General features: G+C 58.0%; 30 protein-coding genes. 17 read left to right on the top strand and 13 right to left on the bottom strand.

Features of this window, described 5'->3' with window-relative positions; all coding sequences use genetic code 11:
* Positions 1-44 precede the first annotated feature (44 nt).
* The gene (locus Q0936_RS01170) at positions 45-806 is read left to right on the top strand and encodes an IclR family transcriptional regulator (RefSeq protein ID WP_299297269.1); all 762 of its coding nucleotides are present in this window, start codon (positions 45-47) and stop codon (positions 804-806) included.
* On the opposite strand, the gene Q0936_RS01165 is transcribed toward Q0936_RS01170, so the two are convergent.
* Together Q0936_RS01165 and Q0936_RS01160 are read right to left on the bottom strand one after the other, a co-directional pair.
* On the bottom strand, positions 803-1,153 hold the full coding sequence (locus Q0936_RS01165) for a cupin domain-containing protein (protein ID WP_299297268.1): 351 nt from the start codon (positions 1,151-1,153) through the stop codon (positions 803-805). The two genes, Q0936_RS01170 and Q0936_RS01165, sit on opposite strands and share 4 nt — an antisense overlap.
* 21 nt (positions 1,154-1,174) lie before the next feature.
* The gene (locus tag Q0936_RS01160) at positions 1,175-2,488 is read right to left on the bottom strand and encodes an FAD-dependent oxidoreductase (RefSeq protein ID WP_299297267.1); all 1,314 of its coding nucleotides are present in this window, start codon (positions 2,486-2,488) and stop codon (positions 1,175-1,177) included.
* A 186-nt stretch (positions 2,489-2,674) separates the two neighbouring features.
* Between Q0936_RS01160 and Q0936_RS01155 the strand changes: the two genes are divergently transcribed.
* Entirely contained in the window at positions 2,675-3,670 is a 996-nt protein-coding gene (locus tag Q0936_RS01155) for an ABC transporter substrate-binding protein (RefSeq protein WP_299139376.1), read from the top strand.
* A gap of 224 nt (positions 3,671-3,894) precedes the next feature.
* Here the strand turns inward: Q0936_RS01155 and Q0936_RS01150 are convergent, their stop codons facing one another.
* The 3 genes from Q0936_RS01150 to Q0936_RS01140 all read right to left on the bottom strand — a co-directional run bounded on the left by Q0936_RS01150 (position 3,895) and on the right by Q0936_RS01140 (position 5,765).
* Positions 3,895-4,383, bottom strand: a complete 489-nt coding sequence (locus Q0936_RS01150) for a YHS domain-containing (seleno)protein (protein WP_299139378.1) — start codon at positions 4,381-4,383, stop codon at positions 3,895-3,897.
* A gap of 371 nt (positions 4,384-4,754) precedes the next feature.
* Positions 4,755-5,135 carry a tautomerase family protein gene (locus Q0936_RS01145; RefSeq protein ID WP_299297266.1) on the bottom strand — a complete coding sequence of 127 codons (381 nt, stop codon included), beginning with the start codon at positions 5,133-5,135 and terminating at the stop codon, positions 4,755-4,757.
* A gap of 144 nt (positions 5,136-5,279) precedes the next feature.
* A complete protein-coding gene (locus Q0936_RS01140; protein ID WP_299297265.1) occupies positions 5,280-5,765 on the bottom strand; it encodes a GNAT family N-acetyltransferase in 486 nt (161 codons plus the stop codon).
* Positions 5,766-5,870: 105 nt separating this feature from the next.
* Between Q0936_RS01140 and Q0936_RS01135 the strand changes: the two genes are divergently transcribed.
* Positions 5,871-6,839, top strand: coding sequence for a LysR substrate-binding domain-containing protein (locus Q0936_RS01135; RefSeq protein ID WP_299297263.1), 969 nt, complete (start codon positions 5,871-5,873; stop codon positions 6,837-6,839).
* On the opposite strand, the gene Q0936_RS01130 is transcribed toward Q0936_RS01135, so the two are convergent.
* Together Q0936_RS01130 and Q0936_RS01125 are read right to left on the bottom strand one after the other, a co-directional pair.
* Positions 6,834-7,940 carry a class II histone deacetylase gene (locus Q0936_RS01130; protein ID WP_299297298.1) on the bottom strand — a complete coding sequence of 369 codons (1,107 nt, stop codon included), beginning with the start codon at positions 7,938-7,940 and terminating at the stop codon, positions 6,834-6,836. The two genes, Q0936_RS01135 and Q0936_RS01130, sit on opposite strands and share 6 nt — an antisense overlap.
* A gap of 27 nt (positions 7,941-7,967) precedes the next feature.
* A complete protein-coding gene (locus tag Q0936_RS01125) occupies positions 7,968-9,164 on the bottom strand; it encodes an aminotransferase class V-fold PLP-dependent enzyme (RefSeq protein WP_299297262.1) in 1,197 nt (398 codons plus the stop codon).
* A gap of 228 nt (positions 9,165-9,392) precedes the next feature.
* Between Q0936_RS01125 and Q0936_RS01120 the strand changes: the two genes are divergently transcribed.
* The 7 genes from Q0936_RS01120 to Q0936_RS01090 all read left to right on the top strand — a co-directional run bounded on the left by Q0936_RS01120 (position 9,393) and on the right by Q0936_RS01090 (position 15,546).
* A complete protein-coding gene (locus Q0936_RS01120; protein ID WP_299297261.1) occupies positions 9,393-10,835 on the top strand; it encodes an aldehyde dehydrogenase family protein in 1,443 nt (480 codons plus the stop codon).
* Positions 10,836-10,886: 51 nt separating this feature from the next.
* Positions 10,887-11,702 (top strand): 2-oxo-hept-4-ene-1,7-dioate hydratase, encoded by an 816-nt coding sequence (gene hpaH, locus Q0936_RS01115; RefSeq protein WP_299297259.1) that lies wholly within the window; start codon positions 10,887-10,889, stop codon positions 11,700-11,702.
* The gene (locus Q0936_RS01110) at positions 11,702-12,484 is read left to right on the top strand and encodes an HpcH/HpaI aldolase/citrate lyase family protein (protein WP_299297258.1); all 783 of its coding nucleotides are present in this window, start codon (positions 11,702-11,704) and stop codon (positions 12,482-12,484) included. The genes hpaH and Q0936_RS01110 overlap by 1 nt, the downstream gene beginning before the upstream one ends.
* Positions 12,474-13,253 carry an ATP-binding cassette domain-containing protein gene (locus Q0936_RS01105; protein ID WP_299297256.1) on the top strand — a complete coding sequence of 260 codons (780 nt, stop codon included), beginning with the start codon at positions 12,474-12,476 and terminating at the stop codon, positions 13,251-13,253. Before Q0936_RS01110 ends, Q0936_RS01105 begins: the two co-directional genes overlap by 11 nt.
* 22 nt (positions 13,254-13,275) lie before the next feature.
* Positions 13,276-14,013 (top strand): transporter substrate-binding domain-containing protein, encoded by a 738-nt coding sequence (locus Q0936_RS01100; RefSeq protein WP_299297255.1) that lies wholly within the window; start codon positions 13,276-13,278, stop codon positions 14,011-14,013.
* 65 nt (positions 14,014-14,078) lie between these two features.
* On the top strand, positions 14,079-14,801 hold the full coding sequence (locus Q0936_RS01095) for an ABC transporter permease subunit (protein ID WP_299297254.1): 723 nt from the start codon (positions 14,079-14,081) through the stop codon (positions 14,799-14,801).
* A gap of 4 nt (positions 14,802-14,805) precedes the next feature.
* Positions 14,806-15,546, top strand: coding sequence for an ABC transporter permease subunit (locus Q0936_RS01090; protein WP_299297252.1), 741 nt, complete (start codon positions 14,806-14,808; stop codon positions 15,544-15,546).
* Between the two features lie 4 nt (positions 15,547-15,550).
* On the opposite strand, the gene Q0936_RS01085 is transcribed toward Q0936_RS01090, so the two are convergent.
* The 6 genes from Q0936_RS01085 to Q0936_RS01060 form a co-directional block, all read right to left on the bottom strand.
* Complete coding sequence (locus tag Q0936_RS01085; RefSeq protein WP_299297251.1) at positions 15,551-16,420, bottom strand: DMT family transporter; 870 nt, start codon at positions 16,418-16,420, stop codon at positions 15,551-15,553.
* Positions 16,421-16,520: 100 nt separating this feature from the next.
* Entirely contained in the window at positions 16,521-16,685 is a 165-nt protein-coding gene (locus Q0936_RS01080; RefSeq protein ID WP_299297249.1) for a hypothetical protein, read from the bottom strand.
* A 65-nt stretch (positions 16,686-16,750) separates the two neighbouring features.
* Complete coding sequence (locus Q0936_RS01075; protein WP_299297248.1) at positions 16,751-17,833, bottom strand: alkene reductase; 1,083 nt, start codon at positions 17,831-17,833, stop codon at positions 16,751-16,753.
* Between the two features lie 35 nt (positions 17,834-17,868).
* Entirely contained in the window at positions 17,869-18,489 is a 621-nt protein-coding gene (locus Q0936_RS01070; protein WP_299297247.1) for a glutathione binding-like protein, read from the bottom strand.
* 139 nt (positions 18,490-18,628) lie between these two features.
* On the bottom strand, positions 18,629-19,102 hold the full coding sequence (locus Q0936_RS01065; protein ID WP_299297246.1) for a nuclear transport factor 2 family protein: 474 nt from the start codon (positions 19,100-19,102) through the stop codon (positions 18,629-18,631).
* A 52-nt stretch (positions 19,103-19,154) separates the two neighbouring features.
* Complete coding sequence (locus Q0936_RS01060; protein WP_299297245.1) at positions 19,155-19,511, bottom strand: nuclear transport factor 2 family protein; 357 nt, start codon at positions 19,509-19,511, stop codon at positions 19,155-19,157.
* A gap of 209 nt (positions 19,512-19,720) precedes the next feature.
* Here Q0936_RS01060 and Q0936_RS01055 point away from each other — a divergent pair, with 209 nt between their 5' ends.
* The 7 genes from Q0936_RS01055 to Q0936_RS01025 all read left to right on the top strand — a co-directional run bounded on the left by Q0936_RS01055 (position 19,721) and on the right by Q0936_RS01025 (position 25,122).
* A complete protein-coding gene (locus Q0936_RS01055) occupies positions 19,721-20,254 on the top strand; it encodes a TetR/AcrR family transcriptional regulator (protein ID WP_299139417.1) in 534 nt (177 codons plus the stop codon).
* Positions 20,255-20,329: 75 nt separating this feature from the next.
* Positions 20,330-20,749: a nuclear transport factor 2 family protein gene (locus Q0936_RS01050; protein ID WP_299297244.1), complete on the top strand. Its 420-nt coding sequence runs from the start codon at positions 20,330-20,332 to the stop codon at positions 20,747-20,749.
* 79 nt (positions 20,750-20,828) lie between these two features.
* The gene (locus Q0936_RS01045) at positions 20,829-21,440 is read left to right on the top strand and encodes a carboxymuconolactone decarboxylase family protein (protein WP_299297242.1); all 612 of its coding nucleotides are present in this window, start codon (positions 20,829-20,831) and stop codon (positions 21,438-21,440) included.
* Between the two features lie 104 nt (positions 21,441-21,544).
* Positions 21,545-21,955 carry a hypothetical protein gene (locus Q0936_RS01040; protein ID WP_299297241.1) on the top strand — a complete coding sequence of 137 codons (411 nt, stop codon included), beginning with the start codon at positions 21,545-21,547 and terminating at the stop codon, positions 21,953-21,955.
* Between the two features lie 503 nt (positions 21,956-22,458).
* A complete protein-coding gene (locus tag Q0936_RS01035) occupies positions 22,459-23,457 on the top strand; it encodes an MBL fold metallo-hydrolase (protein ID WP_299377805.1) in 999 nt (332 codons plus the stop codon).
* A gap of 81 nt (positions 23,458-23,538) precedes the next feature.
* Positions 23,539-24,489 (top strand): NADP-dependent oxidoreductase, encoded by a 951-nt coding sequence (locus Q0936_RS01030; RefSeq protein ID WP_299298506.1) that lies wholly within the window; start codon positions 23,539-23,541, stop codon positions 24,487-24,489.
* 24 nt (positions 24,490-24,513) lie between these two features.
* On the top strand, positions 24,514-25,122 hold the full coding sequence (locus tag Q0936_RS01025; protein WP_299377802.1) for a TetR/AcrR family transcriptional regulator: 609 nt from the start codon (positions 24,514-24,516) through the stop codon (positions 25,120-25,122).
* Positions 25,123-25,174: the final 52 nt, after the last annotated feature.

Here is a 25,174-nt window from a genome sequence, read left to right as displayed (position 1 = left end):
CGCAACAGTTGTCGATATTTTTGAAACACGATACTCCGCTCTGCATGACCAGCTCGATTGTTCAGAAATTGATGTCCCTTGTGACCGTGATCAGCGAAGCGCGCACGCCGCTGACCTTTTCCGAACTGGTGGAACAAACGGGGCTGAACAAAAGCACACTGCACCGGTTGCTGGGCATCGCGGCGGATGAACAGTTGGTGCAGCATGTCAAAGGGTCCAAGGTCTACCTGTTGGGCCCCAAGGTGTTCGATTTGGTGCGCAACGCCTATTCGGGCTATGACATTCAAGCCGTGGCGCTGGATGAGATGATGCGCCTGCACGCGCAGTTTGATGGCAACGTGACGCTGGGTGTGCCAAACGGCACGGATGTTGTGTACCTGCGACTGATCGAGGCCAAGGGATCGCTTGGTGGGATACAGCGGCCCGGCATGCGCGAGCCGGTTCATTGTTCGGCCTCGGGCAAGGCGCTGATGGCATATCTGCCCCCTGCCGTGTGTGACGCGATGCTCAGCGATCATGTGTTTGAACGATTCACCGAGCGGACGATCACCGACGCCGATACGTTTCGCGCCGCCCTGCGCGAAGTCCGTGCGCAGGGATTTGCCGCGAACGACCGCGAGGAATACGATCATTTCCTCGGAATATCCGCGCCGATCTTTAATTATATGGGCGACCCCATTGCGGTGTTGAACATCTGGACGGTGCACACCCGTCACAGCATCGACGACATCATGGGGTGGTCTGACGCGCTGGTTGCCTCGGCCCAAGAGGTCACACGGATGATTGGCGGCAAGAACCCCGACTAGTCCACCGCGCAGATGACAAAGTGCTTTTTGATGTAGTGCGGCACTGTCCACGTGGTGCGCAGGCCCGCCGCCATAACAAAGGCGTCGCCCGCCGCCACTTCGTATGTTTCGCCGGTATCGGTGGTGATCGTCGCACCCCCTTCGAGCACGTGGCAAAATTCGGTGATGCCGTCATAGTCCGCGCGGAACGCACCTGCGGTGCAATCCCAGATGCCCGATTTGACCGTGTCGTCGTGGCCTGTAAATTTCAGCTCTGCATGCTGGACGGGGTCACCGGACAGGGTGGCGTCGCCAGTGTCCTTTTTCACGCGAGGCACAGCGGTGTCGCGGAAGAGAGTGAAAGTCATATGAGAAATCCTTTGGTGGGGTCAGCCGCGGTTGAACATGGTGTCGATCTTGTCCCGCACGGTCATGGCGGGGGCGGCCAACGGGATCAGTTTGCGCGACGCCCAGTGCAGCGGCAGTGCGTTTACCGGGCTGATGGCAAAGGGCAGCGTATCAGCGGCGGCCCCCGATGCCTTTTTGACCAATGTGCGGGCCATCACTGAGGTCATCGCAATGCCCCGCCCGCTAAAGCCCAACCCGGCCAGCACGCCGGGGGCGGGTTCGTGCAGATGTGGCATCATATCCGGCGTCACGGCGATGCGCCCGGCCCACGTCGCCTCGATCCCGATGTCTCGCAATTGCGGAAAGACGGTGACAAGGCCCTCTTTCAGCCGGGCGATGCCGCCAAAGTCGGCAGAGTTGTCCGTGCTGCCCACGCAGCCAAAGACAAGGCGATTGTCGCGGTCGTAGCGCGAGTAATAGATCGCGCGGCGCGTGTCGGCGATGGTCACACCACCGGGCAGAACGCTCGCCTGCTGTTCGGCTGACAGGGGCGCCGTTGCCAGCGATATGCTGACCAGTGGAAAGAACGTCTGTCGCAATTTGGGCCACAGATCGTCGGAATAGGCATTGGTGGTCAGGATCACCTGCGGCGCGGTCACGGATCCGACTTGGGTTGTCACCGTCCATTTGCCGCCGTTGTGGGTCATCGAGGTCACGGGGCTGTTTTCAAAGAGGGTGGCACCGCGGGTCACAGCCGCATGTGCAAAGCCGCGCGTCAACGAGAGTGGTTGCACATGCCCACCCTTGGTGTGGAACAGCGAAAAGTCATAGTTGGAAGAGCCACTGGTGCGGGCTGTGGCGGCTTTGTCCTGGAACCGGATGTCGGCGCCTGCGTCTGCCCATGCCTTGCCCAACCGTTCGAGGCCACGTTGTGCGCTGCGGCAGTGGGCGGCCTGTACCCAGCCGTTTTGGACGGGATCACAGGCGATGCCGTAGCGGTCGATATCCGCAAAGAGCGCATCGGCAGACCCGAGGGTCGTTTCCACCAGACGACCGGCCAGCGCGTCACCAAACCGCTTGGCCAGACCGTCGGGCGTGGCACGCCACATAGGATTGCATTGCCCACCACTGCGGCCCGATGCGCCAAAGCCGATTTGCCGACCTTCGAGCAAGACGACATTTGCCCCGCTTTCGGCCAAGCCAAGCGCCGTCCGAGTACCCGTCAGGCCACCACCGACCACCACAACATCGGCACTGAGCCGCGACGACAGCCTATCGCAAACCGGCGCAGGGCCAGCCGTGCGGTGCCAGTGGATTTGATCACCTGTGGAATTGGGATTTTGCCCTGTTGCCATTGCTGCGCCATGCCCCGGTCTGTGAAAATTTGTGCACTGCAAACCGCCGATGCTGGCGGGTGCAGTCGGCATTCAAAGAAAAGGTTTGACGGATCGGGTGCAAGCTTTTTATTCTCAATATGCAAAATAAAAGTTTTGTATTGCAAAACTATGATCACGTAGTGACATACCAACGGGAGTACACACATGAAGACTACATTCAGCATTTTGGCCGCTGCGGCCGTCGCAATGTCAGGCCATGTCGCACTGGCAGACGGGCACGAAGAAATCACCGTGGCCTATTTCCTCGAGTGGCCCATGCCCATGATGGCCGCCAAGGCGTCGGGCGCTTACGACGAAGCGTTGGGCATGAAGGTCAACTGGGTGTCCTTTGACACCGGCACCGCGATGAGCGCGGCCATGGCGTCGGGCGACGTGCAGATCGCGGTGAGCCAGGGCGTTCCACCGTTCGTGGTTGCCGCGTCTGGTGGGCAGGACCTGCAGGTCGTCGACGTGGCGGTGAGCTATTCCGACAATGACAACTGCGTGGTCAGCACCGGCTTGGAGGTCGACAAGGACAACGCAGGCGAACTGGCTGGCAAGACAGTGGCCGTCCCCCTTGGTACAGCGGCGCACTATGGCTTCTTGCGTCAGATGGACCATTTCGGCATCGCTCTGGACAGCCTGCAAGTGCTGGACATGGCGCCCGACCAAGGGGCGGCGGCCCTGAGCCAGGGTGCGGTTGATTTCGCCTGTGGCTATGGCGGCGGTTTGAGCCGGATGAAAGAGCACGGGAATGTCCTTCTGACCGGCGACGAGAAAGAAGCACTGGGCATTCTGGTGTTCGATGTGACCTCTGCGCCTGCAAGCTTTATCGCGGAAAACGGCGACGTGGTGGCGAAGTTCCTCAAGGTGACCGCCGATGCAAATGCCGCTTGGTACGCCGACCCCAGCGACGAGAATCTGGCCGTGATCGCGGAACAGGCGGGTATGGACCTGGATGCAGCCAAGTCAGCCATCGCGACCATGAAGTTCCCCAGCGTTGAGGACCAGTTGTCTCAGACATGGCTGGGTGGCAATGCCGCGACCTTTATGAAGGGTGTGGCGGATGTGTTCGTCACAGCAGGGTCCATCGACAGTGCTCTTGGCAGCTATGAAAACGCGGTCAACACTGGCCCGTTGCAAGCAGCCAGCGAGATGTAATCGGGATCGAATTGGGCGCGTTCCCGTCTGGTCGGGGTGCGCCCGTACATTGAATTATTGGCTGCTTCCGTGGCTGATCGCCTTGACCGGGCCCTTTATCGGGTCCGGTTCTTTTGTTTTGCGGCTGACGTTTTGGGACGCTTTGAAAATTGCCGCGCGGAAAGCGGTATGACCTTGATGGGGAGAGCCAAGTACAGGCCCTCCCGTCGCGTTTGTTCAGGACCTTACAGGTCTGTCGCTTTGACGCTCTTGATCTTGACCCAGTTTTCGTCCGCTTGTGCGGTCAGGGCGGCTTGGTCCTTGTTAAAGGCGTCCAGAGCGGCCTGGTTCACGAAGACAAACAGTTTGCCGTCCACAACAGTTGCGTAGTCCGGGTTGCCGTCCAGTTTCTTGGCGTATGCGACGCCGAGCGTGCAGAAGCCGCCGTTCTGAGGCATGAACTTTGCCGGGTTTGCTTCGAACGCGGCTTGGTTTTCGGCGCTTGTGAAGTAATACGCCACACCGTCGTGCGCGGCGAAGAACTGTGCGTCACCTTCCACCTGGTTACCAGCCAGCAGGGCAACCGGATCGGCACCGTGCAGACCAAGCGGGACGCCCGCATATGTCAGGCCGGGTGCGACGTTGAATTCGTCGGCAGCAAAGGCTGGCGTCATTGCGACCGAAGATCCGAGCAGGGCAAGAACGATGGCGCTGGTTGTTGCGAAATTTTTCATGGTGTTTTCCTTTCGGCCCTTTGGCCAATGATTGTATTGGGCGTGTCAAAAATGACTACCTACATGTATGTAGATTCTTTCAACGATGCAATCTTGTGTACTGCCTGCACCACTCACCTTTGCGTGAAACACCTTTTGGAAGGGCCGCCTTTTCGTGAGTTTTGACGAAGTCACTTCCGAGTGTCTGTGCACCCGCTTGCGATAGGGAGGGATCGACCCAAGGCATCCGCTCGCTCCCCCCGGTATTGTCGTTGGAATATTTGCGGGTTCAGAGCGCGCGGAGAATCCGACCGCTGGGATGAAAGCTTGGCCAATGTGCCCGCACCTGTGTTATCAGATGCGGGATACGTTTTTTCGTTTGGATTTGGCCCCTAGACGTACTGCGCGACGCCGTTGCCGAGCGACCAGTCCTGTTTAGCGACTTCGACCAGGTTAACGAAAATGTCCTCTTTCCGAACGCCAGGATCCTTTGCAAGTTCGCGCGCGATGGCAGCGTACAAGGCCTGTTTTTTCTCGACCGGGCGACCGGCTAAAAGCGTGATCTGGATCATCACGAGATCATCGGACCGGTCGACACCCAGATAGTCGCCGCTGGTGTTGAAACAGCTCGGGCTGTGCTCGGTGATCGTTGCAAAGCGGTCATTTTCCGGGATGCCAATTGCGTCCCGCATGGCGGTATAGATCCCTTCCATCAGCGCCTTGTGATACGCGGGCGATTTGCCTGCGCGGAGGGATATCTGTGTGAATGGCATTGCAGTGTCCTTTCCAATTTCAAAACAGCGTTGTCAGTTGGGCGTGTGTTCATACGCTGTAACTAGATATCTACTTACATATAGGTAGATTGCAAAGGCAAACGAGAATCGTTCTCGAAGATCGAGTGTTAGAAGTGCAAAATATCAGAGGTTTTTGATTTGCATCGAGACGATTTTGCCGGTGTCATAGGTGCGTTCACCCAATGCGACAAAGCCGTTTTTCTTGTGAAACCCCAACGATCCTTCGTTCGGGGGCACCAGGTCCATTTCTGCGGCCATGACCAAGCGGCCTTGGGCTTTCGCGTCGGCGGAAACTTGATCATAGAGCTGTTTGCCCAACCCCTTTCCGCGGCCACCGGCGCCGATCACGATACGATCAATGTAGACAAACTTGTTCAGGCGCTCTGAAAACCACGAGAAGTTCGCGTTGTCATAGGGCGCGCCGTCCTGCATCGCTATGACAAAGCCAATGACTGCGCCAGCGTCTTCGGCGACGATGCAGAAATCCGAGACATCCAGCAGGTGGAGGAATCGGGCGCTGTCCATCGGGCTGGTGACAGCCACAACGGCTTCGTTCAAAGCGACGATGGTTTCGGTGTCTTGCGGTTTCGGGGCGCGGAATGTGATCATGGCGGCGGGCCTTTTTGAACAGGTTTCCTAACCCAACCACATCCGCACTTGTTCATAAAATATATTTTTTGACATGAGTTAGCTACCAAATGTAATTCTGCACCTATGAGACTGACATATCGCCAGGTTGAGTACCTCAGGGAGGTGGCCCGACACGACAGCATTGCAGCTGCCTGCAAGGTGCTTGCGATTTCGCAATCCTCGGTATTGGCCGCGATTGATGTGGCCGAAGACGTGACCGGCACCCAGTTGTTTGCGCGGCGCAAAGGTCACGGTGTCATCCTGACCCCTGCTGGTCGCAATTTCCTGATTTCTGCGCATCGGTTTCTGGCCTCTGGCGAAGAGTTTTCGAGGTCGCTGGAGCAGTTCTCGCAGGCCTCCGGGTCCTCACTGCGCATTGGGTGTTTCGTGCCGTTTGGCGCGCTGCTGATCCCACAGGTGATCCGGCGGTTTATCGACCTGCATGGCGGTACGGAATTCACGTTGCTGGAAGGTGATCAGACGGAGTTGCGGACATGGTTAGCGACGGGTGAGGTCGATCTGGTCGTAACCTATGACATCGGGCAGGAGTTTGGCGGTGGGACGACACCGATCTGTAAATTCCCGACACATGCCTTGGTCAACAGGAACAACCCCATCGCCGAGATGGATGTTGTGTCGCTGGAAACGCTGGCAGAGAACCCTTTGATCCTTTTGGATCTGCCGGAAACGCGTGTCTATCTGTTGGCGTTGTTTGACCTCGTGGCGCGCCGTCCGAAAATCGGGCTTCGCACGCGGTCTTATGAAACGGTTCGGTCGGCGGTGTCCAACGGGCTTGGTGTTTCGGTTCTCAACATAAGGCCCACGCTGGATACCAGCCCGGATGGTCCCAACCTGAAACGTGTGCCAATTTCTGAGGACATAAGGCAGCCGACCCTGTTTGCCGCTGACCCTTACGGTGATCAGAAACCGGCCAGCGTCGCGGCCTTTATCAAGGTTCTGCATCAATACATGGTGGATCTTGGGTCTGAACGGTTTGCCGTGGTCGACCCGCGATATGCTCACGATCTGACCTATCCGGCACCGGACCTATAGCACCCCGCCATGTTGCAATTCGGCGTGCAGACGGGTGACCACATCGCGGTGAAATGCATCTGCATGTGCGTCGGGTTGTTGGCCGGTGATGCGCGCGTGCAGCGGATCGTCGGCCCGGATATCGGAGCCTGACATCTCTTCGAGCATCGCGTGACCGCAGAATGGCACGTATAGTTCTGAATACCCGCCCTCATGCGCGGCGACCAGTTTGCCGCCTGTCACCTCCATCACTTGCCGGGTCATCATCTTGTAAGTTTCGGGCGAACACATCATGCGGGCGAGCGGGTCAAAGCCCGAGGCGTCGAACCCGCAGGCAATGATGACGAGATCGGCGTCAAAGGCCCTGAGCTTGGGCAGGACCAAGCGTTCCATCGCGTCGAGGTATGCCTTGTGCCCGCATCCCGGCGGCAGCGGTATGTTCATGTTGAAACCCGCGCCAGCCCCCTCGCCGACGACCTCGGTGCCGCCGGTGTCATGGGGATAGCAGCGATCCTGGTGGAGGGAGATGGTCAGGACATCATCGCGGTCCAGAAAGATCGCCTCGGTTCCGTTGCCGTGATGCACATCCCAATCGATGACGGCGAACTTCTTGCCCAGACCCGCCGCACGCGCGGCCTCGATCGCGATGGCGATGTTCGCCAGCAAGCAGAACCCATTGGGGAAGTCTGGCAGGCAGTGGTGTCCGGGCGGGCGAGACAGAGCGTAGGCGTTGCGGGCCTGCCCGGTCTGCACGACTTCGATGGCCTTGATCACAAGGCCTGCGGACAAGGCCGCGATCTCGAACGCGCCGGGGCCAAAGGGGGTGCGCAGGCCAAGCTCACCGCCGCCATTGTCGGATTTCGATTTGAACGTGTCGAGGTACGTCTGCGGGTGGACACGGGCCAAGTCTTCCATGCTGGCGGGCGGCGCGCTCATCATGTCGAGTTCGCCCGACAGTCCCGTCACATCCATCAGGTTCTTGAGGCGACGCTTGGTTTCCGGCGCTTCGGGCAAACCGCCCGCCACCATCGGCTGCACCAGCCCGCCCACGGGGGCCAGCAGCGCGTAGTTCCCGCCGAAATGCCAAAAGCATTTTTCGTCCCAAACAAAGGCTGTCTTGATGGTCATGTTGGTTTCCTTTGTTCTTGTTCAGACCGCTTGATGCGCGGCGAGGACACGGGCGGCTGCGCTGAGCGCTCCGGCACCGTGCGGGATGTTCTGGGCGATCATCGCCGTTTCAATCGCACCCAGCACACCCATCACCATGTGAATGTTCAGATGCCCCATGTGACCGATGCGAAAGTGGTCCTCGACCTCGTCCAGCGGGAAGCCAAGCGAATTGCCAAGGGTCACCCCCGCCTCGTCCTGACACCAGCGCCGCATCTTGTGGGCCACGCCGGGGCTGGTGTTGATCGTGGTCACGCCGGTAGCGCGTTTGGCGGGGTCCGCGATGTTGAGCGCAAGTGCACCCGCCTCAGCCCACACATCAACGGCTGCCCAGACGGCGCGGGATATGGTCGCGTGCCGCGCCCACACGGCCTCCATCCCCTCTTCGTCGACCATCATTTGCAGCGTTTCACGCAGTGCGAACATGTGGTGACCCGGCGGGCTGCCGGACCAACGGGGGTAGAAGGATTTGGATTTGGCACGGTCGGTCCAGTCCCAGTATTGGCCGGGATTGGCGCCTGCGCGTGCGGCGTCCGCTTTTTCGTTGAAGAAGACAAAGGACAGACCGATAGGGTTCATCATCCCCTTCTGCCCGGCAGACACAGCGACATCGACGCCCCAGGCGTCCATCTCGAACCGATCACAGCCCAGAGATGCGATGCAGTCCACCATGAACAGTGCGTCATGTCCCGCCACATCAATCGCCGCCCTGAGGGCAGGGATGTCGTTGCGCACAGAGGAAGACGTTTCGGACTGCACCGCCAGAACGGCCTTGATCTGACCATCCGTGTCTGCGCGCAGGACATCTTCGAGCCGTGCAGGATCAGCGTCGGAGGCCATACCATAGTCGATATACTCGACATCGAATTTATGGGTGGCCGCCACCTCACCCCATTTGTGAGAAAAGAACCCGTTGCTGAGCACGACAATCTTGTCGCCCTCGTTCAGGGTGTTCTTGATCGCCGCCTCCCAAGCGCCATGACCGTTGGCCAGATAAATCGCCGCGTAACCGTCCGTGCGAACCACCTTTTTCAACTGATCCAGAAGGTGATCCGTCATCTCGACCAGCTCACCTTCGTAGATGTTGGCCGAGGGGCGGTGCATGGCGTTCAACACGCGGTCCGGCACAACGGTCGGTCCGGGGATCGCCATGATCGGATGGCCTTTGTTCAGCGACATATCTAGGTCACCTTTCTGTGTGCGGCGGCTGCGGGGCAATTTTCTCAGGCCTAAGAAATCACAAAGCTATAAGTCTATAAAATATAAACTTTGTGCGTATATCGCTACAAAATATACATCTGCGCGAGCGCGCTGCATATACATCCAATGACGAAACTCGCATAAATTATATATTTTATGCTCTTTTGGTTCTGTGTTTCCTTTCGGCAAAACACAGGAGTCGCGACGATGAAAGACGCTCGGAGTTTCTATATTGATGGCGCTTGGGTCTCTACGAATGGGGGCACCGATGCCCCTGTTATCAACCCATCGAAAGAAGAAGCCTTTGCCACCATCACGCTGGGCAGTGCAGCGGATGCAGACGCCGCCGTCGCCGCAGCCAAGGCAGCATTTCCCGCATGGAGCGCGACGACCAAGGCCGAGCGCCTCGCCCTGTTGCGCCGGGTGCACGAGGTCTACCTGAGCCGGAGCGCAGACATCGCCGCCGCTATGAGCGAAGAGATGGGCGCGCCGATTGATTTTGCCAACGGCATTCAGACCGGCATTGGTGCCGTGCATATCGACGAATATATCGAGGCGCTGGAAGCGTTCGAATTTGAGCGTCCCCTGAATGATGCCGCGCCAAACGACCGGATTATCTATGAGCCCATCGGGGTGTGTGCGCTGATCACACCGTGGAACTGGCCCTTGAACCAGGTGACGCTCAAGGTTGGGGCGGCGCTTGCGGCGGGCTGTACGATGGTTTTGAAACCGTCCGAGGAATCCCCGATGTCATCGATGATCTTTGCGGAAATCCTGCACGAGGCCGGGGTGCCTGCCGGGGTGTTTAACCTGGTGAATGGCGACGGCCTTGGTGTTGGCACACGGCTTTCGGGCCATCCGGACGTGGATTTTGTGTCCTTCACCGGATCAACGCGCGCCGGGACAGCCATCACGAAGAACGCAGCCGATTCCGTCAAGCGCGTGTCGCTCGAACTGGGTGGCAAAGGGGCGAACATCGTGTTCGCAGATGCGGACAAGGACGCTGTGCGCCGCGGTGCGCTGCACTGCTTCAACAACACCGGACAATCGTGCAACGCGCCGACCCGCATGTTGGTGGAACGCGCGCGCTATGACGAAGCAGTCGCCGAAGCCATTGCGGTGGCCGAGGGGCAAACTGTTGATGTCGCAGGCAAGCCCGGCGACCATATCGGCCCGTTGGTCAACAAAACACAGTTCGACAAGGTACAGGCCATGATCGACACCGGCATCAAGGAAGGCGCGCGCCTTGCTGCAGGTGGTATCGGACGCCCGCAGGACCTGAACCGCGGGTATTTTGTGCGCCCCACCGTCTTTGCGGACGTGACCAACGACATGCAAGTGATGCAGCAGGAAATCTTTGGGCCGGTCCTGTGCATCATGCCATTTGACAGCGAAGAAGACGCCATCGAAATCGCGAACGACACCCCTTACGGCCTGACCAACTATGTACAGACCACCGACCCTGTGCGTGCCAACCGTGTCGCCCGCGTGTTGAAGTCGGGCATGGTTGAGATGAATGGCAACTTCCGGTCGAAGGGCGCGCCGTTTGGCGGGTTCAAACAATCCGGCACAGGGCGCGAGGGCGGCTCTTGGGGGCTGGAAGAGTTTCTCGAGGTCAAAGCAGTGGGCGGATGGTTCCCCGAAACCTGACACCATCGCGCAGAACATCCCGCGCCTTTCAACCGCGACCTAGGACATGACATGACCCTGACCCCTAACCAGATCACTCAACTTGCAACCGCCTATGACGAGGCAGAGCACACCCGTCAGGTTGTTCGCGCGCCCAGTGTGCAGCATCCCGGCTTTTCGATGGATGATGCCTACAAGGTGCAATCGGCCTGGGTGGATCAGCGTCTGGCGCGCGGTGAACGGATTGTGGGTCACAAGATCGGCCTGACCAGTCGCGCCATGCAATTGGCCGTGGGTATTGATACGCCGGACTACGGCGTGTTGACCGATGCGATGGTGATCGATGATGGGGCGGTGATTGCACCCGACCGGTTCATCTTTCCCCGGTTCGAGGTTGAGCTGGGGTTTAAACTGAAATCCGGTTTGTCCGGTCCTGATGTCACTATCTTTGATGTACTGGATGCGACCGAATGGGTGATCCCCGCAATCGAAGTGATCGATTGTCGTGCGCATCTGAGCGATCCGGAAACGGGCACGCCGCTCAACGTCATGGACTCGATTGCGGACAATGCCGCGAATGCCGGGATTATCTGGGGCGGCACGCCCGTGCGCCCGGATGACATCGACCTGCGGATGGTGCCCGGCATCCTCTACCGCAATGGCAAGATCGAAGAGACCGGCGTGTCCGCTGGTGTTCTCGGGCATCCGGCCAACGGCCTTGTCTGGCTGACCCGGCAATTGCACGCGGTTGGAACATCCCTCGAAGCGGGCGAATTTGTTCTGGGCGGCAGTTTCACGCGCCCCGTCGCCGGAAAACCGGGTGACACGATCCAATGCGATTTCGGCACATTGGGCCAGATCACGTGCTCCATCGGAAAGGACGCCTGATGCCCGCCCCGAAAAACAGGTTCAAAGCTGCGATCCAGGGCGACCGTCCGCATATGGGTTGCTGGGTTGGCCTGGCGACGCAATACGCCGCCGAAATCGTTGGGACTGCCGGATTCGATTGGCTGTTGATTGACGGTGAACATGCGCCGAATGACCTGCGTTCGATCTCCGATCAGGTGGGCATTTTACAGGCCAGCGACAGCGACGTGGTCGTGCGGTTGCCCAATGGCGACGCTGATTTGATCAAACAGGTGCTGGATGCCGGGGTGCAAACCCTGCTGATCCCCATGGTCGACAGCGCGGAACAGGCGCGCGATCTGGTGCGTGCGGTGCGTTATCCCCCGCATGGGATACGCGGCGTTGGTTATGCCTTGGGCCGTGCATCGCGGTTTGCCGCCATCCCCGACTATCTGACCACAGCGGACCAAGAGATTTGCCTACTGATCCAGGTGGAAAGCCGAAAAGGGATCGAGGCGCTGGACGAGATCCTTGCCGTTGAAGGCATCGATGGCGTGTTCATTGGCCCCGCGGACTTGTCTGTCGATCTTGGATATGCGCCCACTGCGGATGCGCCCGAAATCCACGCTATCGTCCTTGATGCGCTGGACCGTATTCATGCGGCTGGCAAGGCATCCGGCATCCTGACGCTGGACTGGGATTTCATCGCAAAGTGCATTGCCCACAACGCCAGCTTTGTCGCTGTCGGCATTGACGTTCTGACCCTGGCCAACGGTTTGCGGGCGCTGGCGGCAGACGCGAAAGAGGCAGCCGATGCTCGATAACACCTCCTCCGCCTATCTGACCGTCGACGGGCTGCACAAGTCTTATGGTGCGCTTGAGGTGATCAAGGGCGTCAGCTTTTCCGGAACTGAGCACGAGGTGATTTCGCTGATCGGAGCATCGGGATCGGGCAAGTCGACCATTCTGCGCTGCATCAACCTGTTGGAGATACCGAACCGTGGTGAGATCACGATTGACGGTGTCCGCCTGCCGCTGTCAGACGTTGGGACAGGCGACCGCAAGGTTACGGACCAAAAGGCGCTCAGCGCGATACGTGCCCGTCTGGGCATGGTGTTTCAGGGGTTCAACCTGTGGGCACATATGACCATCCTTGAGAACGTCATCGAGGGACCAGTGCACGTTCTGGGCCTGTCCAAGGCAGAGGCCCGCGGCCGTGCCGAGGCATTGCTGGAACGGGTCGGGATCGCAGACAAGCGCAACAATTACCCCACCCAGCTGTCTGGCGGACAACAACAGCGTGTCGCCATCGCGCGCACATTGGCGATGGACCCCAAGGTCCTTCTGTTTGATGAACCCACATCGGCGCTGGACCCGGAAATGGTCGGCGAGGTGCTGAACGTTATGCACGACCTCGCAGACGACGGCCGCACGATGATTGTGGTCACACATGAAATGGGCTTTGCGCGCGAAGTCTCGAACAAAGCCATTTTTCTGCATCAAGGCAGAATATCCGAACAGGGCCCACCGGACGAGGTGTTCGGCAACCCGCAATCTGCGGAGTGTCAGCAATTCCTCGCCAAGGTTCTGTAACCATCACCTAGGGAGATAAGTCATGAAATTCAGTGTTTTAGCCGTCGGCCTGTTGGCCGGGGGACTGGCAAGTGCGGCCTCGGCTCAGGACGTTCTGCGCATCGCAACCGAAGGGGCATACCCTCCGTTCAACAACGTGACCGCCGATGGCGAATTGGTCGGTTTCGACGTTGAGATCGCAGAGGCACTGTGCGCCGCAATGGAGCGCGAATGCGAAATTGTTGCGCAGGACTGGGACGGGATCATCCCCGGTTTGGTCAATGACAAATACGACGCCATCATCGCGTCCATGTCGATCACCGAAGAACGCAAACAGGCCATCGACTTCAGCGCGCCGTATTACAGCAACTATCTCAGCGTTGTTGGCGCGGATGGGACGACCGCGACACTTGAAAAGCTGGGCGATGTGTCCATCGGTGCGCAGCGTTCGACCACCGGGTCGCAATGGGCCGAAGACACCTATGGCAACCGCGCTGACATCCGTCTGTACGACACCAACCCCGCGGCGTTTTCCGACCTGTCCTCTGGCCGGGTCGAGACGGTTGTCGCGGATTTCCTGCCCGCCGCTGCATGGGTGAAGGACAACGAGGGATTTGGGTTCGTTGCCGAAAAGATCGACATCGCGGACCAGATTGGCATCGGCGTGCGCAAGGGCGAAGACGCGCTGCGCGATGATCTGAACACCGCGATTGAGGCGATCCGCGCCGATGGGACGTATCAGACCATCAGCATCAAATACTTCGGCATCGACATCTTCTAAATCAAAGAAAGGGGCCTGACAGACAGCATGTCAGGCCCCCTTTGCGTACAATCGGAAGGCGCAAGATGGAGCAGATCAACACAGTTCTAGGTCCTTTGTCCTTCGGTCAGGGGGGATGGGGTGACGATCTGCTCAACGGTGCGTTGTTGACCTTGCAGCTGGCCTTGTGTGCCATGTTGGCCGGGTTGGTCATGGGCCTGGGTCTTGCGGGCATGAAGCTGTCCAGGACCCGAATGCTGCGGTGGCCCGCCGCTGCTTACACGCTGTTTATGCGGGGCGTTCCCGAATTCCTCATTCTGCTGTTTGTCTTCTTTGGCTCTGACAGTCTGATCAACGCAGTGGCCACGTCGCTTGGCTTTCAGGGCGGCTATGAGGTGCCGAAATTTATGGCTGCTGTGGCCGGGTTGTCGATCATCTTTGCTGCCTATGCCTGCGAGATCTTTCGCGGTGCGTACCTCGCGGTGCCATCGGGTCAGATCGAGGCAGGTCAGGCGATTGGGCTCAGCCGGAGCCAGGTCTTTTTCCGCATCCGCTTTCCACAGCTTTGGCGGTTTGCGATCCCCGGTTTGGGCAACCTTTGGATGGTTGTGCTCAAGGACACGTCCCTTGCCGCCGTCATTGCGTTGAATGAGCTGTTGCGCATTGCAAAACTTGGCGGCGAGACAGAGCAAAGCCCGCTGCTGTTCTTTGTCGCCGCTGGCGCGCTTTATCTCATGATGACATCGCTTTCCGATGTGGTCCGCAGCGCGCTGGAACGGCGCGCCAGACGTGGCATGGCGGGGGCCTAGAGCAATGTATCAAGACCTGAAATTCTGGGTGTCCGATACGATTTGCGCAGGGCTTTCCCCGATATCCGGACCTCTGTTCGCCAAGACCTGTTCGCGCTTTATCGATGGGTTCCTCGTAACCACGGAACTCTTGGCGCTGGCCTGCGGCATCGGGTTCTTCCTCGCCATCGCGCTGACATTTGCACGTGTGAGCGGGCGCAGCGTTCTGGTGTGGCCTGCACAGATCTTTGTCTATGTCTTTCGGGGAACGCCACTGCTGGTGCAGCTTTGGATCATCTATTTTGGGGTTGGCAGCCTTGGGGAACAAGGGTTGGGCCCAGTCCTGTGGACCTTCTTCAAAAACCCGTGGTTGGTGGGCCTGCTGGTCCTGACCCTCAACACCAGCGCCTATGTGTCGGAGATTTTTCGCGGCGGTTTGGCGAATGTCGAAAAGGGTCAGATGGAGGCCGCCCTGTCCATCGGCATGCCTTGGCTGCGGGCGATGCGCCGGATCATGTTGCCGCAGGCCATTCGCATCGCATGGCCAGCCTATGGCAACGAATTGATCCTGATGATGAAGGGCAGCGCGCTGATCTCGACCATCACGGTGATGGATTTGATGGGGCAGACGCGAACCATCTTTGCCCGCAATTTTGACCTCAATACGTATCTGTATGCCGCCATTCTCTATCTGGTGCTGGCGGCGTGCATTTCCGTGTTCGTTGCGGTGATGGAACGGCGGTTTCGCCGTAGTGTTGGGCGCTGATCCGTCACGCAGGTTTGGATTTCCCGAACATGACGACATTGCCCGCGATGGTCAGGGCGATCCCCGCAATGGCGAGGACGGTCCACTCAAACCCCTCGAATATCGACGATGCAACCAACGCGACAATCGGGAACAGCACCGTTGCATAGCCTGCCTGAGCAGCCCCGATGCGGTCCACCAACACAAGGTAGCATGTAAAGCCGATGATCGAGGCAAAGACCGCGAGATAGAACAAGGCCGCGACGTATCGAGCCTCAGTCGGCACAGGGATCGATACCCCACTCGCCGCGGCGATCAGCAACAGCATCGCGGCACCGAGGCCCATGCCCCATGCGTTGGCGATCACGGGCGTCACACCCACAGCGCTGTTCTGGCGCGATGCCATGTTGCCAAGCGAGAACAACGCGGTGCCCAGCGTTGCCCAAGCAACGCCGACCAAAGTACCCGCTTTGGCACTGATCGTGAGGTCGTCCCAAAAGAGCAGAATCAGCCCGAGAAACCCGATGAGTCCCGCAAACAGCACCCGCCGTGTGATCGCCGTGCCGAAAAACAGCCGTGCATTGATCGCATTGAACACGGATGCCAGCGAGAAAATGACGGAGACCTGGCCCGACGTGATAAAGGACGTCGCGTTGTAGAGCGCCACGAAATTAAAGCTGAACAACAGGGCCGCTTGAAGGGCGACAAAGCGCCAGACTTTGGGCCGGGCGAGCTTGCCAAATGCAGCCAGCACCAACAGCAACAGAACCGCCGCCAGACCCATGCGATAGGCCACCGACACCATCACCGAGATAGACCCAATCTGCCAAGTGATCGCAATCCAACTCGTGCCCCAAACGAACACGGTTGCGATAAATAGTACTGCGTTGTTCATGGCTTGGTTCACTTTTGGGCAATGCGCGTCTGGCACAAATTGGCTGCATAGAATGCGTTTGGTACGGCGCTTAGTGCATGTCACCAAAGGATGACATGGGTCACAGGCACGCCTTGGAAACAGTGGGGTTATTTGCCGCGTTCTGCGCCAAATGCGCATCGTCTGCGTTCGTGTTACCGAAGATCGAGCGCCGTTCGAGCACGGTGGCGGGATTGTACCCGTTCATCCTGGCAACCGTGTCGAATTGGATATTCGGGTGCAACATGTCTGCACACTTTCAAAGGCTGTTATGAGGGGCAGAGCGTTCACACTCCGCCCCCTTTTTCTGTGTCACGCTGCGGAAGACAGGGCCGGATAGTCGGTGTAACCCTTTTCGCTGCCGCCATAGAGGGTTGTGTCGTCCAACACGTTCAACTCGGCGCCAAGACGCAGCCGTTCGGGGAGGTCCGGGTTGGAAATGAACATCCGGCCAAAGGACACGGCCACAGCTCCATTTTCGACAGCGGCGGCCGCCGACGCGCCGTCGTATCCACCATTGGCGATGTAGTTTCCGCTGAATGTCTTGCGCAGGCTTTGATTCAGTTGCTGTTCCTCAGCCGACGGTTCGAAACCGGGGAAGGCCTCGACCACGTGCAAAAAGGCCAGATCGCGTTTGTCGATCTCTGCGAACAGGTGGCTGTACGTTGCGCCTGCTTCGGCATCATGGATGTCGTTGAAAGTCCCGGTGGGCGACAGGCGGACACCAACGCGCCCCCGACCAATACGGTCGGACACTGCATCGACAACATCCAAGAGCAGCTTGGAACGGTTTTCCGGGCTACCGCCGTACGCATCCGTTCTGTCATTGGTGTTTGTCGAAATGAACTGGTTCAACAGATAGCCATTTGCGCCATGCACCTCGACACCATCAACACCCGCGTCGATGGAGGCTTGGGCAGCGTTGGCGTATTCGGTCACGATTACCTCGATTTCGGCCACGGTCAGTTCCCGCGGCGACGACACGTTTGTCGGGCCTTCTTCGGTGAACGTGCCGGCGTCCGCCTGAATGGCCGAGGGTGCCAGTGGCGCGTTTCCATCGGGGAGCAGCGACGTGTGACTGATCCGGCCCACGTGCCAAAGTTGCAAGACGATCTTGCCACCCTTTGTGTGAACGGCGTCCGTGATGTCCTTCCAGGCGGCAATTTGCTTGGCGTTGTGGATGCCGGGCGTGTTGACATAGCCCTTGGCCATCGGAACGATCTGGACGCCCTCCGATATGATCAGACCCGCACTTGCGCGCTGTGTGTAGTATTCCACCGCCAATTGGTGCGGCGTGCCATCCGGATGAGCGCGGTTGCGCGTGAGGGGGGCCATGAAGACCCGGTTTTTGACGTCGATATCGCCCAGTTTTCCAGGCTCAAAGAGAGTGCTCATTTGATTGGTCCTTTGGAGTTGTGTGGTGAGGAGAGTTAGAAGTGCGGTTGATCGGGGATCAGAACGCCCTTGGCGCAGCCGGGGCGTTCCGCAAGCAGGTCATGCCAGCGTGCAAGGTTTGGAAACGCATCGAGGCTGATGTCTATGGCGCCGTGCATGCGCACCCAGCACCAGTTTGCGATATCCGCGATTGAAAAATCACCGGCGAGGTATTCGCGGTCCGCCAAGCGCGTATCAAGCACACCGTAAAGCCGCTGTGTCTCTGTAAGATACCGTTCAATGACCGCAGGCAGTTTCTCGGGAAAACTGTGCGAGAACACATAGGCCTGCCCTTGCATCGGACCGACGCCAGCCATTTGGAACAGCAGCCATTGGATAACTTCCGAACGGCCACGCGCATCTGTCGGCAAAAGCCTGCCTGTCATCTCAGCGAGGTAAATCATGATCGCGCCGGACTCAAAAACCGCAAAGTCATCGTTGTCGCGATCAACAATCGCTGGGATGCGACCGTTCGGGTTCACTTGCAGAAACGCCGGTTGCTTCTGATCACCTTGGCCAAGCTCAAGTGTGTTCAGGGTGTAGGGCAGGCCCAACTCTTCCAACGTGACAGAGGCTTTCCATCCATTTGGAGTGGCTGCCGTGTAGAGATCAATCATGGGTATCGTCTTTCCAGTACCTGAGCGGACTTGTCCTGCATCTGCCGGTTGTGGCCGAGACACAGGATGAGTTCGTTCACAGTGAAAGGGCGGGCTGCGGGTGGCGATCTTGGGCTGCCACCCGTGGTCCAACGTGGACCTAGTTGTTGGCGTGGGAGTTGTAGACCTTGCCACTGATCTTCCACTCTTCGCCTTCTTTGTAGAGCACAAAGAAATCGGTAAAGCGGTTGCCACCCCAATCGACGAACTCGACACGAGCTGCTGCAGCGGGTCCGGATACGTTGATCCACGAAATGTGATGGCGCACGTTTTCGGATGGGCCGCCATCGTCAATCGCAGCGGCGAATGTGTCTGCATCCAGGTTGTAGACTGTGCCGCCGATGGAGCCGACAATGTGGGCGTGGTCGTAGAACGCTGTGCGGGTCAGGTCGCCGTCACCCGTGCGCGCGGACACGATGTAGGGCTGCAACGCTTCTTCGATGGCTTTGTATTCCTCAAATGTTGCGGCCTCTTCGGCGGTTGCCGCGCTCTGCGCTGTTGCCATTTGGCTGGTTGCTGTGATCGAGGCGAGCGCCATCAAAAGGGCAAAACTGGTGTGCTTGGTGCGGATCATTGGAGGGTCCTTTTGGGTTAGGTATGAGGTGTTGGGATGCCGCGACGCGGGATCAGCTATGGGCGTGCGAGTCCCAGACTTTTTCGCTGATCGCCCACTGTTCGTTGCGCTTTTGCAAAACGTACAAGTCGGAGAATGACGCGCCGCTGCAGTCGGTGAACTCGACAATTGCAGCTGCCGAAGGACCCGCGACATCAATCAGCGAAACCTGATGGTTTTGATCCGGGCAAGGCGTGGGAATTGCCACAAACTCCGCGATCCCGAGATCCAGGACGTCATGCGATGCCGGACGGGCGTTTGTCGGCGCCGAGCGACCGAACGTGGATTTCAGAACGCGCTCAATGGCAGCGATTTCACCATAGCTGCTGTTTTCAACAACTGATGCGTTTGACGTTGCGATATCGACCATCTCGAATCTCCATACTTGCAGGGTGCCGCTTGCGACTGACCTTCATGTATGTAGGTTCATTCGAATAGTGAAGTGGGCGCGTCTCACAAAAAGTTCACTGTGCAGAAATTCTCCTATGTACAGCACAAGTGTGACTGATCGGATCACATGTCACTTTGCAATTGACTCAAAGAGCACCTACCTACATGTAGTTGTAAAGGAGAGTGGACATGACCGATACGCGCACGCGCATCCTGGACCTGGCTGAGGATCTTACCCAGACCAAGGGCTTTAACAACTTTAGCTATCTTGATCTGGCGGCGGCCATTGGCGTGAAAAATTCGAGCATTCACTACCACTTCAAAGCAAAGAAGGATCTGGCACTGGCGCTGGTCGAACGTTTGCGCGATGCGCACAACGAAGCCTTCAAGAGCTTTGAGCATGTCTATGTCACGCCTCAGGAACGGATCGGCGCGCTCATCAACCATTTCAAATGCTACATACAGAACAACAAAATATGTATGTGCGGGATGCTTGCCGCCGAGTTTGAAACTGTCAGTCCCGAAGTGCGCAAGGCGTTGTCGCTCTATTTTCGTGATCTACGCACATGGCTCGCCGATCAGTTCGCGCAAATGGACGACCCCAATCCCAAAGACCGCGCATTGCAGTTTCTCAGCGGCCTCGAAGGCGCGACCCTGCTCGCACGTCTGGAATCCGACCCCGCGATGATCGACCGTACGCTTGACGTTTTCGTGAAGCCGTAACTCTTTTTTTCTTCAAAACCTCTACTTACATGTAGGTCAATTAGATAACTGCAAAAACCCTGACGGAGATATCTCATGGCCAATACTGCCAACGCCGCACTCAGTATCGAAAACACAACAGACGAGGCGCACAGCTTTGATGAATACAAGGCAATCGAGCTGGCGCTGAAGCCCTACATCGAGTCCGCAAAATCCGGTGACGGCGCATTGGCCCGCACCGCATTCCTCGACCATGCCTATATCGTCGGCTCTATCGACGGTGAGCACTACAACATGGACGCCGACACATTTGCCGGAGCTGTGACCGGAGGCGGCCCCGCGCCGGACGTTCAGCACCACATCGCATGGATCAACGTATCGGGCCCTGCCGCAGCAGCGCGTGTCGAATTCATCCACTGGGGCGAACACCGCTTCACCGACTTCTTTGTGCTCTACAAGCAAGACGGCGCGTGGAAAATCAGCGGCAAAGTCTACGACTCCCACTCCAAGAACTGAGGGCTAGAGGGTCAAATCCCCCATCCCGCCAATCCCAATACCAACTGCCGATGTTGAGGCACGTCCTGTTGCACCCCCTTTGCAGCGGGCTGGCGTCTTGCAGCCTACACAAAAGGAAAATCCAATATCCCACCTGACTGTACACACCGAAGAAACAGCACCCGCCGCCAGCAAGACAATCCTGGAAAGCACAAAGAAAGCCTTTGGTTTCTTGCCCAACCTGACTGCAACTTTTGCGGAATCGCCAGCGATGGTCGAAGCCTATGGCGTTCTCTCCGGGCTCTTTGAGAAAACCGATCTGACCCCGACCGAGCGCCAGATTGTTCTTATGACCACCAGCCGCGAAAACGGTTGCACTTACTGCATGGCGGCGCACTCGACCGTCTCTCAAATGCAGAAAGTGCCCGCGGATGTGGTCGAAGCCCTGCGCAATGATGCACCCATCGCAGATGCCAAACTGCAGGCTTTGCAGGTATTCACCGCGCGCATTCATGAAACGCGCGGCAACGTCACCGAAACCGACCTCAACGCCTTCCATGCGGCGGGTTATACCAAGGCGAACATCCTTGATGTCATCCTCGGTGCGGGCTTGAAAACCTTGTCCAACTACACCAACCACATCGCTGAAACACCGCTCGACGCGCAGTTCCAAGCCAATGCGTGGACCGGCAAAACTTCGGCCGCTGCCTAGACTCTATATGCCCTGCGCGATCTCACCTTCGCGCAGGGCGCTTTATCCAACGTTACGGCACACACGTCCCCGCTGGAAAACGTACTCAAGAAACGGAATTAGACATGACATTCAACGAAGCAATGGCCGCGCACGCCCCGGCTTGGGTTGTCATTTGGACAAACATCTTGCTGCTTGGCGCGGTTGTATTGCCATTGACGCTGGCCTTTTGGAAATCGACGCGGCTGACCGCGCTTCTTTCTGTCTTCGCCAGCGCAATCAGCATCGGCGGGATCATGTTCCTGTATCAGCAACTTGGCTACGTCAAATTGCTCGGCTTGGCTCACATCATCGCATGGACGCCGCTTGCCATTCACCTCGCGCTCAAGATGCGCGCACCGAGCGTTCCTCGCCCACCTCGCATCATCATGGGCGTGATTTTTGCGACGATCATGGTGTCACTGGTGTTCGATTATGTGGATACCATCCGCTACTTCGCGGGCGACCGAACACCCCTGGCTGTTGCACCCTTGTAGTCGGCTTGGCTCATCATTTGTCTCTGCCGCCTCGCCATCTGAGCGATTGAATGCGCGATCTACAGTGCGGTGATGGGCCACTTCACCGCATATTTGTACCAGCAACCCTCGATGCTATGGCAAACCGGTACTCCCTCGAAATATGACGCCCCTATATTCATTCGCAGGTCATCCCTTCTAGCAGTCAACGTCCAAGCGCGTGCAACTACGATGCCCGAAAATTGGACCGTTTGACGCGATAAATTTCTTCCAACATTGGTGATGAACGACATTGCAAGCCATGGGGGCTCGCAAAAATTGGAAAAACTCGAAGCCGATATTCTCTACACCGACACCTCACAGTTTGAACCAATACCCATCTATTGTACTGTTTTAATTTACTATTTCCTGCTCACGAAAGCGTTACAACCCATATCATCTTTTCATAATTGCAATTTAAGACGACCGGTCATATTTACATTCCACAGCGAGATTCCTTCTCAACTCAAACCATAGGACCACCCATGTCAGACTCATCCCAAAACCACCCCAACCGGCGTGCATTCCTGTCAACAGCCGCAACTGCAGTTGTCGGCGGCGCTGCCGCAACGTCCTCTCTTGTTGTGCCCGCCAGCGCAGCCACACCGCTTGTCGGAACCCAAACGCCGCTGGTGTACCGCCGCAAGCTGGGCAACTACGAAATCACAGTTCTAGGCGACGGGTATGTCGACCTTCCGCACCAAATCTGGGCAAACGTCAGCCCCGAACAGGCCGACGGCTATCTCGCGGATGCCTTTCAACCGGCCGGCTCCATTCGCAACGGCGTCAATGCCTACCTGATCAACACAGGTGACAAGCTGATCCTCGTCGACAGCGGCGCGCGCGATCTCTTTGGTCCAAACGCAGGCTTGCTGCCAAGCAACCTGGCCTCGATCGGGGTACAACCCGAAGACATTGATCAGGTCTTGATCACGCACGTTCACCCCGACCACATCGCGGGCCTCTTCACCGCAGAAGGCAGCGTGACCATTCCGAACGGCGAAATCTTTGTGGACGAAGCCGACCTCGACTTCTGGACCAGCGAAGCCGCCCAAGCACAGGCCGTCGAAATCTCGAAACCCTGGTTCGACGTTGCGCGCCAATGGAAAAGCGCGTTCAACGGCCGCATCACCACGTTCAAAGGTGAAAAGGACCTGGGCGACGGTATCTCTGCATTCCCGCTGCCGGGCCACACACCGGGTCACACCGGCTACCGCATCGAAAGCGCGGGTGAAACGCTTCTGATCATCGGCGACGCCGTCATCAGCGCGGCCATCCAGTTTGCAAACCCCGACGCTTCGGCGATCTGGGACACGAACGCGGAAGACGGCAAAAAGTCCCGGCGCACGGTCTTTGACGTCGCCGCCAATGAACGCACCTTGGTGACCGCAACGCACTTGCCATTCCCGTCCTTTGGCTATGTCGACCGCCGCGCGGATGGATCCTATGCCTGGGTGCCAGAAGAATGGCGTTACGCCACCTGATAACGGCCAATACCAAACGGGTGCCGACAAGATCGGCACCCGTCCTCCTCCCCCCTCCCATTCTAATCACGGAATTTAGAAATGCGCGCTATCGTCGTAAATCAGAACGGAGGGCCAGAGGTCCTCGAACTCACGGACGTGCCACAGCCCACACCCGGTGTTGGCGAGGTTTTGGTCAAAGTAGAGGCCGCTGCCGTCAACCCATTCGACGCCCAGGTGCGCCGCGGTGACTACGCAGCCTATATGCCCACACCTCACAAACTGGGCGTGGACGTGTCCGGTACGGTCGTCGCCATTGGCGAGGGTGTAGATACGCTTGCCGTGGGCGATGACGTGTTTTACAGCACGCGCGTTCTATCCAACGAAGGCGGATACGCCGAGTACCACGTCGAGCAAGCGCAGCTGATTGCCAAGAAACCCAAAGATCTGTCGTTTGTTGACGCGGCTGCTCTGCCAATCGCGGCAAGCACCGCTTGGGTCTGCCTGATCGAACGCGGGCGCCTGCAAGCCGGTGACCGCGTCCTGATCCATGGTGCGTCGGGCGGTGTTGGCCTCTTTGCCGTTCAAATCGGTCGCCTGACAGGTGCAGAGGTCGTCGCCACAAGCCGCGCGGACGTGCAGGACCTCGTGCAAAGCCTCGGCGCTGATACGACAATCAACTATCGCGATCCTAACGCGTGGGACCAACTCGCCACCCATTCAAATGGCGGCTACGACGTCATCATTGACCTCGCCGGCGGCGACACGATCCAAAAATCGCTTGGCCTTCTGGCCCCTGGCGGACGTGTGGTCAGCATCGTGGATCAACCAAACCCGCAAAGCCTGTATGACGGTTGGGGCTTCAATGCCGAGATCCACTTGGTCTTTTTGACGCCAAGTGCTGACCGCCTCGCCAAGCTGGCCTCGCTGACAGCGCGCGGTCTGCTCAAACCGGTGGTCGAACAAACATTGCCGCTGGAAAAAGCCGCAGAGGCGCATCGCCTCATCGAAGCAGGCGGGCGCACCGGGAAAATTGTTCTCGTCACTTCATAGACAGACAGTGTAGATGAAAAACCGGTGTGGGTGACCTCTTGCCCACACCAACCCACCAGAAAGCAGCGACTGATGCCAAGACCAAGCCACAAAGAAAAAATCGTCGAATCCGGGTTAGCCGTTTTCCACGAATTTGGCTACCACGCGAGCGGCGTGCAAACGGTCGTGGATCATGCAGGCGTGCCCAAGGGATCGTTCTACAACCACTTCAAAAGCAAGGACGAACTGGGCCTTGCGGTGTTGGATGCCTATTGGCACCGGACAGAAGACGTACGTGCCATCCTCAACGATACATCTTTAAACCCGCTTGAGCGCATCGAGGCTCACCTGGCCGCATTTACCGTGACCCAATCTGGCTGCCTTGTTGGAAATTTCACAAGCGAAATGGCGAACGAACCACAGTTCCGCGATGCATTGAAAACCGTCTATGGCAGTTGGATTTCAGATGTCGCGGCGTGCATTTCACTGGGTCAAAAGGATGGAAGCATCCGCGACGACCAACCTGCCAGAACCCTTGGCGAGTTCGTTGTGACCGCGCTGGAGGGGTCCATCCTGAAAAGGAAGCTCGAGGACAACAAGCAGAACGTCATCGATTTCCGCAAAACCATTCTGGCCTTCCTGCGCGCAAACTAGAGCGGCTGGAAAACAACTGCAAAACTCGCACACAAAGACATCCAGAGTGTTC

Source organism: uncultured Tateyamaria sp. (assembly GCF_947488715.1).
GTDB lineage: Bacteria > Pseudomonadota > Alphaproteobacteria > Rhodobacterales > Rhodobacteraceae > Tateyamaria.
Note: the sequence above shows the minus strand (reverse complement) of the source record. Positions and strands in the feature narration are given on the sequence as shown.